11 protein-coding genes are annotated in these 10,101 nt (G+C 46.8%); 9 read left to right on the forward strand and 2 right to left on the reverse strand.

Features of this window, described 5'->3' with window-relative positions; all coding sequences use genetic code 11:
- From HF974_08215 to HF974_08225, 3 genes are all read left to right on the forward strand, one after another.
- A partial coding sequence (locus tag HF974_08215) for a lipoate--protein ligase family protein (protein ID MBC2698300.1) occupies positions 1 to 579 on the forward strand: 579 nt, incomplete at its 5' end.
- A gap of 160 nt (positions 580 to 739) precedes the next feature.
- Complete coding sequence (locus HF974_08220) at positions 740 to 988, forward strand: hypothetical protein (GenBank protein ID MBC2698301.1); 249 nt, start codon at positions 740 to 742, stop codon at positions 986 to 988.
- Complete coding sequence (locus HF974_08225; protein MBC2698302.1) at positions 988 to 1,248, forward strand: type II toxin-antitoxin system RelE/ParE family toxin; 261 nt, start codon at positions 988 to 990, stop codon at positions 1,246 to 1,248. Before HF974_08220 ends, HF974_08225 begins: the two co-directional genes overlap by 1 nt.
- A 184-nt stretch (positions 1,249 to 1,432) precedes the next feature.
- Here HF974_08225 and HF974_08230 read toward each other — a convergent pair whose 3' ends face one another.
- Together HF974_08230 and HF974_08235 are read right to left on the reverse strand one after the other, a co-directional pair.
- Positions 1,433 to 1,822 carry a 4Fe-4S binding protein gene (locus HF974_08230; GenBank protein MBC2698303.1) on the reverse strand — a complete coding sequence of 130 codons (390 nt, stop codon included), beginning with the start codon at positions 1,820 to 1,822 and terminating at the stop codon, positions 1,433 to 1,435.
- Between the two features lie 5 nt (positions 1,823 to 1,827).
- The gene (locus tag HF974_08235; GenBank protein MBC2698304.1) at positions 1,828 to 3,330 is read right to left on the reverse strand and encodes a CBS domain-containing protein; all 1,503 of its coding nucleotides are present in this window, start codon (positions 3,328 to 3,330) and stop codon (positions 1,828 to 1,830) included.
- A 400-nt stretch (positions 3,331 to 3,730) separates the two neighbouring features.
- Between HF974_08235 and HF974_08240 the strand changes: the two genes are divergently transcribed.
- From HF974_08240 to ilvC, 6 genes are all read left to right on the forward strand, one after another.
- Positions 3,731 to 3,922 carry a type II toxin-antitoxin system ParD family antitoxin gene (locus HF974_08240; GenBank protein MBC2698305.1) on the forward strand — a complete coding sequence of 64 codons (192 nt, stop codon included), beginning with the start codon at positions 3,731 to 3,733 and terminating at the stop codon, positions 3,920 to 3,922.
- A gap of 22 nt (positions 3,923 to 3,944) precedes the next feature.
- A complete protein-coding gene (ftsZ, locus tag HF974_08245; protein MBC2698306.1) occupies positions 3,945 to 5,072 on the forward strand; it encodes a cell division protein FtsZ in 1,128 nt (375 codons plus the stop codon).
- A gap of 197 nt (positions 5,073 to 5,269) precedes the next feature.
- A complete protein-coding gene (locus HF974_08250) occupies positions 5,270 to 6,754 on the forward strand; it encodes a 2-isopropylmalate synthase (GenBank protein ID MBC2698307.1) in 1,485 nt (494 codons plus the stop codon).
- A 100-nt stretch (positions 6,755 to 6,854) separates the two neighbouring features.
- On the forward strand, positions 6,855 to 8,549 hold the full coding sequence (locus HF974_08255; GenBank protein MBC2698308.1) for an acetolactate synthase large subunit: 1,695 nt from the start codon (positions 6,855 to 6,857) through the stop codon (positions 8,547 to 8,549).
- A gap of 2 nt (positions 8,550 to 8,551) precedes the next feature.
- On the forward strand, positions 8,552 to 9,049 hold the full coding sequence (gene ilvN / locus HF974_08260; protein ID MBC2698309.1) for an acetolactate synthase small subunit: 498 nt from the start codon (positions 8,552 to 8,554) through the stop codon (positions 9,047 to 9,049).
- 54 nt (positions 9,050 to 9,103) lie between these two features.
- Positions 9,104 to 10,099 (forward strand): ketol-acid reductoisomerase, encoded by a 996-nt coding sequence (gene ilvC / locus HF974_08265; protein MBC2698310.1) that lies wholly within the window; start codon positions 9,104 to 9,106, stop codon positions 10,097 to 10,099.
- Positions 10,100 to 10,101 lie beyond the last annotated feature (2 nt).

Genomic DNA, 10,101 nt, shown 5'->3' on the forward strand with positions numbered 1-10,101 from the left:
GTGCTCGGCGGAGGGTGCGGGTTCTGTGATGAGGACCAGATCCTGTTCTCCGTGATCGCCTGCGAGAGCGGCGGCGCGGTTCCCGCAGACATCCAGGGGGCATATTCACGCGTCCTTGGCGGGCTGATAAACACGCTCAGGATGCTTGGGTTTGACGGCAGGCTCGAACCCAAGCGCAATGCAGTGTATTCACAAGGGCGCAAGATATCAGGTAATGCACAGGGGAGGTTTGAGGGTGCAGTGCTGGTAAACGGCAGTTTCCTGCTGGATTTTAGTTTTGATGAGATGGACAGGGTGCTCAAGAACCCCACAATGAACCTGTCAGAGGGTGTAGAGTGCGCACGGGACGGGATGATCACGCTTTCGGAGCTGCTTGGAGGCGCTGGTCATGATATCGATCATGTGAAAGGGATTTTGAAACACGGATTTGAGGATGCGCTCGGGATAGGGGCGCGGCGCAGTGTGCTGACGGATTCGGAGATCGAACTGGCACAGCGTTTGAGTGAAAAGCACAGGAGCAGGGACTGGATATACAGGATGGATGATAAGAGGCGGAGGCGGGTGGCCCGGGAGCGGTAGAAATTTTCAACCCTGTTCTGGATTCACCTAAAGGCAGTACTTAAAGACTCTTTCGATAAACATCGCTACCTTTTATGCATCAAATCCTACACAACCCAAACGTGTGCACAAAAGTATTATTGCAGACGAATCTTATAGTAAAGATTAAAGGAGCAAGATTATGACACAAGAAAGTGTAGAATTATTAATACCTTTCGAATTATTAGTTAAATCTATTGCAAAATTACGTATGAAGGACAAATTCCGGCTTTGGGAGATGCTGGATGAACAGATGGCGCATGCTGAGGAAAAGACATGGGAAGATGATTCAATTATGCAAGCTGAGATTCAGGAAGCTCGCAATGCGTATCAGGTAGGAGACTATGTGACTATCGATGAATACATCGCTCAGCGGCGCAGGAAAAACTGATGAACTACCGGGTTTTAATCCCAAAGCCAGTACAGAAGCAACTAGATGGCCTACCAGATGCTGTCTATGACAGAATCATTAAGAAGATAAAGATGTTGGAGGAGCATCCACGTCCGCGTGGGTGTATCAAACTGAAAGGATATGAGAATGATTACCGTATCCGAATTGGCAACTATCGAATACGTTATAAAGTTTGTGACCAAGAATATATCCTAATATTGCTTCACTGCAAGCATCGTAAGAGTGTGTATAAAGACTGATTTATTAGATTCCATTATGAACCTGCCTATCCCATGGTTAATAATCGATTTCTGACGAATTCACAGATTTTGATAAAACCTATAAAAAAAAGAAAAGAACTGAGCTAATGATCATATTCGGCATCAATCGACTGCCACTTTGGTTACAAACTTATCTTAGATTGATGCCGAAACTTTTAAAATACTATGATTTCATGACCGTTAGCGCACCATGTGGACACATAGTCACACACGCACCGCACTGCACACACTTATCCAGGTCCATCTGCACACTCCAGTCCTCCCTAAAGGATATCACACTCGTAGGACACACAGATATACATGCACCGCAATTTACGCACTCGTCATCGTCCTTGATCACCGGCTGCTCCAGGGCTGTTATGGTGGCACCGCGCTTCTCAAAAGCTGCTACAACCCGCTTGCATTCATTCGGTGGCACATCTATCACAACTTCGCCACCTTTGGGTTTCACATCTGCCCTGTCAATATTCAGCAATGCCCCGGTCTCCAGTATCACCTCTGCTATCAAAGGTCTTGGAGTAATATCCGGGGTTGCATGTAATGTTATCTTCATATCTCCTACCTCCTGGCCACCAGTTTAGTGATATCATCACTTGTGATAATACCACTTACCCTGCTGTGCTTATCCACCACAGGCAGAGCACTAATATTATGCTGCTCCAGCCTTCGTGCCACTATGTCGATGGGTTCAGTGGCATCAGCAGTGACCACAGCCCTGGTCATGATATCATCCAGTTTGTCCCGCTTGTTCTTTGCCACAGCCTTGGCAATATCCCATGCCGTGATAATTCCTACCAGCCTGTCCTCATCCGATACCACAGGCAGGTGGTTGAAGTTCCCTTCCATGATCACCTTTGCAGCATTTTCCACAGTTAGCCCCTGCTGAATAGTGATCACACGCTTTGCCATCACATCAGCTACAGTGGGCTGTTCACCTATCTGTTTCATTGGCTTGAACTCCACTCCAGTATTGGGCAAACGCTCCACCGGAAGCGTAGGATAGAACGTCCCCTTTTGTATCCAGTCCTTCAATTCCCCTGCAATGGCCCTGGCATCATGGAAACTGGACATAGGTGACGTTGTAATCTCCCTGCCGTTAATGTCGATCATGCCTGACTTCAGTTCTTCATAGGTAACCTGGCGCAGTACAGGTCTGTCCCTGCGCGCCACGCCGTAGTCCAGCACGTCAACGGTGATATCAGCATCGGTCACTGCAGTGGCCTTTGCAATATCTGCGTTTAAAATAGGTATTGGGATGCCGATACCCACGTATTGGGATGTGCCATATCCGTGGAAGCTGGCACCCCTTACGTATTTCTTATCCATCTGCTTCAGGTCGCCTTGTACCATCATTGTCGCAAAATTATTGGCCGGGTCGTGCTGGGTACCTTGCCCGGTCACATATCCCTGGGCTCCGCAAAGGAAAATGCGGCTCCCCACGCCTATGGTCTGGTAGGTGGGGTCATTGTACATTGGTGAGAGTACCCCAGCACCCGAATATGTGACATTGCCACAGTCGGGCAGGAGTGTACCCATATAAGTATACAGTGTACGGTCCGAGCAGTTGGTAGCTACATTATACCGCTGGTAACCGTTTCTGGGATTGAACATTGTTGCCTGGTTTAAGTCATCGATTGTCACAGTAGTATCCAGCACCTTGCGGGGATAGCAGTCGGTGCCGTAGGCTGTGGCATGGATATCTATGGACTTACCTGCCACAAGGTCCTCTATTACATGTGCTCCTCCGTACTCTATACCCCTGCTCTTACTAAGCTGGGTTGCGCCTATATAGGCATCGATGGCGGCCAGACCGGCATAGGCCTCTACGTCATTGAGCCACACCTTTTGCATCTTGATGGGTGGGTCTGAATGCCCTAAATTGAGAAAGGCACCGGATGAGCACATGGCCCCGAAAGTACCTGTAGTAACTATATCTATTTCCTTTGCAGCGCCAACCGGCCCCAGTTCTGCCACGATGTCCGGCATCTCTTCTGCCGTAACTACATGGACGCTGCCGTTCGCGATCTTAGCATTGATGTCCTGTATTGTTTTATCAGTCACTTTAATCACACAGGATGTAATAAAATTGCATTATATATATTACTTGTGGTAATAAGTGTGTGGGGAATAATGCAACAATTTAATTCACCAACACCAGCAACCCACGCATTTAATGTTGAGAATGATCTTTGTTCCTTATTGTTTATTCCCAGTTGCAAGATTACACAGTTTTAAGATTTTTTAATAATATATAATGTATGAAACAACACCTCATTAGCCACGTGAATGGGATAAATGGATTTTGTCCTAAGGCCCAACCCAGAGTAAACTATATATATTATTATTGTCAGACAGATAGCATACAGATGTCATACATTTGTCAGACAACCAGCAGACATGCGTCAGTCATGTGTCTGACATACGTCTGACGGAATTATTACATCAAAGGGAGTAAAACCCGATGGAGAGAATAACAATAAGGCTCCCCGAGAAGCAATTAGAAATGATCGACGTCATGGTAAACATGGGTGAATTTCCGTCCACAAGTGAAGCAATCAGGGCGGCTATACGGGACCTGATAGATCAACGAAGTGATAAACTACTCCGTAACATGCAATTACTGGAACGGGTAGGTACGGCTAAGGTCGTATAAATTTGCAGGGGATGAATATAAAATGCAAACTATTGTACAAGAAGCATTGAAACATACAGAAAAAGAAAAACTCCTCAGGGAGTCCAGACAGATAGAAGAAATGTGTGAAGACTTCGGCGAACCGCAGATCGTAATCGTGGGCTGCGGCGGAGCAGGCAATAACACAGTTAACCGACTCTATAATATGGGAGTCAGCGGCGCAGAGACTATTGCCATCAATACAGACAAGCAACACCTGGACATGATCCAGGCAGATAAAAAGATCCTTGTAGGCAAATCCCTTACCAGAGGGCTTGGTGCAGGCGGCTATCCAGAAACTGGTCGCAAAGCAGCCGAACTTGCAAGAGGGACACTGGAAGAAGTTCTGAAGGGCGCAGACCTGGTCTTTATTACAGCAGGCATGGGTGGCGGAACAGGCACAGGTGCTGCACCTGTTGTGGCTGAGATCGCCAAACAACAGGATGCCATTGTAGTCGGTATGGTATCAAGCCCCTTCAGGGTTGAAAGGGCAAGAGCCATCAAAGCCGAAGAAGGTCTTGAGACCTTCAGGAAAGCTGCAGATACGGTGCTGGTGCTGGATAATAACAGGCTGCTGGACTATGTACCCAACCTGCCGATCGAACAGGCATTTTCTGTCATGGACCAGTTGATAGCTGAGACCGTAAAAGGTATCAGTGAGACCATTACCCAGGCTTCACTGATCAACCTGGACTATGCTGATGTCAAGACCATCATGAGCTGCGGCGGTGTAGCAGTGATGCTTGTCGGCGAGGCAAAGAGCCAGGACAGAGGCGACAATGTAGTGCGTGCAGCACTGAACCATCCGCTGCTGGATGTTGATTACAGAGGTGCCACCGGATGCCTGGTACATATCACTGGCGGTCCAGACCTTACACTGTCTGAGGCAGAAGCAGTCGCAGAGTCACTTACTTATGAACTGGATGACAGGGCAAATGTCATATGGGGTGCAAGGGTCAATAAGGAATATGAAGGCAGGATACGTGTCATGGCTATCATGACCGGTGTCCAGTCCGCACAGATCCTGGGTCCCCAGTCCTATGGCATAAATGAAGGCCAGAAAGAAGGAATGGCAGTTGGTGCCGCAATTAGCGGTAGCAACAACGGCGGCTCGATCATAGATATAATATGATAAGTGTATTGAAAAACAGGCCGGTAAATGTTGGCCTGTGCTTTTTCTTTTTTTAAACGTATAGGAAAGCAGATACTTTCCTGCAGGCTTAGAAAATGCGAACGAAGTGAGCATTTTCTCTTGAACTTCGATACTTTTTTATAACTTAACATTATTTTAAGCCTACCTAAGTAGGTGATAAATTATGGCAAGAAGGGATCGTTTTATTTGTCAATAGAGATATCCGATTTTTAGATACAACACTCAGGGATGGCGAACAAACCCCGGGAGTTGCGCTTTCGACTAAAGATAAGTTGTTAATTGCACACAAACTTGATACCCTTGGTGTCAATATTATCGAAGCTGGTTCTGCAATCACTTCTAAAGGTGAGAGAGAAGCCATACGTGCAGTTGCCAATGAGGGGCTAAATGCTGAGATCTGCAGCTACTGCCGGGTACGCAATGAAGATATAGATCTTGCACTGGAATGCGATGTGGATTCAATCCACCTGGTTGTACCGGTATCTGACCTGCATATCAAAAGCAAGCTAAAAAAAGACAGGGAAACTGTGAAACAAATGGCCCTGGATGCTACAGTATATGCCAGGGACCATGGCCTCATTGTGGAACTTAGCGGTGAGGACGCCTCACGGGCAGATATGGGCTTTTTAAGATCCCTGTACAGTGAAGGTATTGAAGCCGGAGCAGACAGGGTCGTGTTCTGTGATACTGTGGGACTACTGGTCCCTGAAAAGACCTATGAGATATTCAAGGAACTCTCAACCCTTAGCAAGCCCGTGGCAATACACTGTCACAATGACTTCGGGTTTGCGACCGCCAATACAATATCGGCCCTGAGAGGCGGTGCATCAGAAGCACACGTTACTATAAACGGCATAGGTGAGAGGGCTGGAAATACATCTCTTGAAGAAGTTGTAATGGGTCTGGAAAACCTTTACGATTATACCTCAAATATCAAATTGGATGAAATATACACCACATCCAGGCTTGTGAGCAGACTGACAGGCATCCCTGTGGCCCCAAATAAGGCCATTGTAGGTGGAAATGCTTTCACACATGAAGCAGGTATCCACGTCCACGGCCTGATAGCTGACACATCAACATATGAACCTATGAAACCCGAAACCATTGGCAGGCAGAGAAAGATCGTGCTTGGCAAACATGCGGGCAAAAGTTCGGTTATAATGGCATTGAAAGAGCTGGATCTTGATGTAAGTGATGTACAACTGAATGAGATCGTGGCCAGGATAAAAGAGCTTGGTGATAAAGGGAAACATGTTACAGATGCAGACTTGGAGATCATAGCCGAAACAGTACTGAACATCACCTGTGAACCAAAGGTCAAGCTTGAAGAATTGACAGTGGTATCAGGTAATATGGTTACACCAACTGCTTCTATCAAGATGAAAGTCAACGGAGACGTGATAGTGGAGGCTGGAGTGGGAGATGGTCCTGTTGATGCGGCCATTGCAGCCCTGCGTAAAGGTATAGCAGGTGTTGCCGACATCAGGCTTGAAGAATATCATGTTGATGCAATTACCGGCGGAACTGATGCCCTGGTAGAGGTTTGGGTAAAACTGAACAAGGAAGGCAAGGTGATCACTGCCAGGGGTGCAAGGACAGATATTATCATGGCATCTGTGGAAGCTGTTCTTGAAGGAATAAACAGGCTGATGAAATAGCCTTCAACAATAACATTAATGTATGAAAACTATCACCACTGATACTATATTTATTGAATTAGGATTATGTATGAAATAATTAAAAGGAGGAATAAAATAGATGGGTAAAAAAACCAGGATGACGGGCGCAAGAGCCCTTATAGAATCCCTGTACGCTGAGAAAGTCGAAGTTATGTTCGGGTATCCGGGCGGCGTACTACTACCTATCTATGATGAATTGTATGATGCAAACATAGACCACATTCTGGTCAGGCATGAGCAGGCTGCAGCACATGCAGCAGATGGATATGCCCGTGCCACAGGCAAAGTTGGGGTCTGCCTTGCAACTTCCGGCCCTGGAGCCACTAATCTGGTTACAGGCATAGCCAATGCATACATGGATTCTGTTCCTATAGTTGCCATCACTGGTCAGGTACCAAGGCCGCTTATCGGGAACGATGCTTTCCAGGAAGCGAATATTACAGGCATCACTCTTCCCATCACAAAGCACAATTACCTTGTAACGGATGTAAACGACCTGCCCTGGATAATCAAGGAAGCGTTCCACATCGCATTTACCGGAAGACAGGGGCCGGTCCTTGTCGATATTCCAAAGGATGTGACCACTGACGAGATAGATTTTGAATATCCTGGTAAAGTGTACCTGAAAGGATACAAGCCAGTGAAAACCGGGCACAAACTGCAGATAAAAAGAGGCGCTGAAGCCATTATAAAAGCCAGGCGTCCTGTTATTTATATTGGCGGTGGAATAATCTCATCAAATGCCAGCAAGGAATTACTTGAACTGGCAGAGATCATCAATGCACCTGTGACCACCACACTCATGGCCAAAGGTGCTTTTCCTGATACCCACCCATTATGTGTAGGTATGCCGGGGATGCACGGTACCAAATATGCCAACTTTGCGATCCAGGAATCTGACCTGCTGATAGCTATAGGTGTCAGGTTTGATGACAGGGTTACTGGCAAGGTAGATTCATTTGCTCCCAATGCCAGTATAATTCATATAGATATAGACCCGGCTGAGATAAGTAAGAATGTACGTGTGGATATACCAATCGTGGGCAATGCAAGATCCATACTAAAGATGCTTGTGGAATTTATTAATGAATTAAAGAAAAGCAAATCCGGAACCACACAATGGATCAAGAAGGTAGAGAAGTGGAAACAGCAATACCCACTGAAGTATCTTATGGGTGAGACGTTGAAACCTCAGTATATTGTTGAGCAGATAAATGAATTATATCCAGATAGCATCATAGTAACAGAGGTTGGCCAGAACCAGATGTGGGCTGCCCAATACTTTAAATATTCCCAGCCGAGGACTTTCATATCATCGGGTGGGCTCGGAACAATGGGATTCGGTTTTCCGGCTGCCATGGGTGCCAAAAAGGGTTGTCCTGAAAAAGTGGTCTTTGACATCGCAGGGGACGGTTCCTTCCAGATGAACAGTCAGGAACTTGCCACAGTGGTGAAGAACGATATACCTGTTATAGTGGCTATCCTAAACAACGGATTTCTGGGCATGGTCAGGCAGTGGCAGGACCTGTTCTTTGATAAGAGGTATTCATTTACCAGTATTGATAATAGTGTTGACTTTGTCAAGCTGGCAGAAGCATATGGTGCGCTTGGTCTTAGGGTTACTAAACCAGAAGATGTGGGACCGGCATTAAAGGAAGCCGTTGATTCAGGCCGGCCAACTATAATAGACTTTGTAGTTGATCGGGAAGAGAATGTGTCGCCCATGGTACCGGCTGGTGCAGCTATAAATGAAATACTTGACCTGGAGGCCTGAAATTGAAACACACACTTGCAATACTTGTGGAAAACAGATCCGGGGTCTTAACAAGAGTGGCAGGACTATTTAGCCGCAGGGGTTTTAATATAGAAAGCCTTGCAGTTGGAGTAACGGACAATCCTGATATATCAAGAATGACTATTGTCGTATCAGGTGATGACCATGTACTTGAACAGGTGATCAAGCAGTTGAATAAGCTCATTGATGTTATCAGGGTCAATGATTTTGAACCCGGCGAGACCATTGAGCGGGAACTTGCATTTTTCAAGGTCAAGGTCGATAAAGGCAACCGTTCAGAGGTTATGCAGATAGTAGATGTATTCAGGGCCCAGATCGTAGATGTCGGTGTTAAGAGTTTGATAGTGGCTGTTACCGGAACAAATGATAAGATCGATGCCATTGAGAAACTCTTGCGGGGTTTCGGGATCCTGGAAGTTGTCCGTACAGGTACAGTTGCAATGAATCGCGGTGCTAAGACGGTAAAACCGGGAAAATAATTGTCATTTAGAATAATAATTGATGTATAATTTCAGATACAGGAGAGAGAATAAATGGTGAAGATGTATTATGATTCAGATGCCGACCTCGGTGTACTGAAAGGCAAGACTATAGCAGTAATTGGATACGGAAGCCAGGGTCATGCCCAGGCACAGAACCTGCATGATTCAGGTATTAATGTAGTGGTTGGACTAAGGAAAGACAGCAGTTCATGGGCAAAGGCCGAAGCTGACGGCCTGAATGTCAAGACTGTGTCAGAAGCGGCTGCAGAGGCTGATATTGTCCAGATGCTGGTGCCAGATGAGATTGCTGCATCTATATATGCGGATGATATCGCAGCCAATCTAAAACCTGGAAATGCGCTTTCGTTCTCACATGGGTTCAACATACATTTCAACCAGATTGTCCCGCCGGCAGATGTGGACGTGTTCATGGTAGCTCCAAAGAGTCCGGGACACCTGGTCAGGCGGACATATGTGGAAGGTAATGGTGTACCCGGCCTGCTTGCTGTACATCAGGATGCAACCGGGAATGCCAGGCAGATCGGACTGGCTTATGCCCGTGGCATAGGTTGCACCAGGGCGGGTGTGATCGAGACTACGTTCCTTGAAGAGACCGAGACCGACCTGTTCGGTGAGCAGGTGGACCTGTGCGGCGGTGTGGTCAGCATGATCAAGGCTTCCTTTGAGACACTGGTGGATGCGGGATACCAGCCCGAGATAGCTTATTTCGAGACATTGCATGAATTGAAGCTTATCGTTGACCTGATCCATGAAGGCGGGCTTGCCAATATGTGGGATTCTGTGTCCAATACTGCAGAATATGGCGGTATGACAGTAGGTCCTACGATCATAAATGAGGAGTCGCGGGATGCAATGCAAGAGGCACTGTACAGGATACAAAGCGGTGAGTTTGCCAGGGAGTTCGTGCTTGAGGGCAAGGCTAACAGTCCTGTGCTTAAGGCCATGGAGCGCATGGAGAATGAGCATCCCGTTGAAGTGGTGGGCAAGAAACTGCGCGCTATGATGCCATGGCTCAATCCTGATTGAGC

The organism is ANME-2 cluster archaeon, assembly GCA_014237145.1.
GTDB lineage: Archaea > Halobacteriota > Methanosarcinia > Methanosarcinales > Methanocomedenaceae > Methanocomedens_A.

Bases quoted from the DNA above. Each gene is read 5' to 3' on its own strand.
- HF974_08220 (MBC2698301.1), top strand. From the start codon at position 740: ATGACACAAGAAAGTGTAGAATTATTAATACCTTTCGAATTATTAGTT.
- HF974_08225 (MBC2698302.1), top strand. From the start codon at position 988: ATGAACTACCGGGTTTTAATCCCAAAGCCAGTACAGAAGCAACTAGAT.
- HF974_08230 (MBC2698303.1), bottom strand. From the start codon at position 1,822: ATGAAGATAACATTACATGCAACCCCGGATATTACTCCAAGACCTTTG.
- HF974_08240 (MBC2698305.1), top strand. From the start codon at position 3,731: ATGGAGAGAATAACAATAAGGCTCCCCGAGAAGCAATTAGAAATGATC.
- ftsZ (MBC2698306.1), top strand. From the start codon at position 3,945: ATGCAAACTATTGTACAAGAAGCATTGAAACATACAGAAAAAGAAAAA.
- HF974_08255 (MBC2698308.1), top strand. From the start codon at position 6,855: ATGGGTAAAAAAACCAGGATGACGGGCGCAAGAGCCCTTATAGAATCC.
- ilvC (MBC2698310.1), top strand. From the start codon at position 9,104: ATGGTGAAGATGTATTATGATTCAGATGCCGACCTCGGTGTACTGAAA.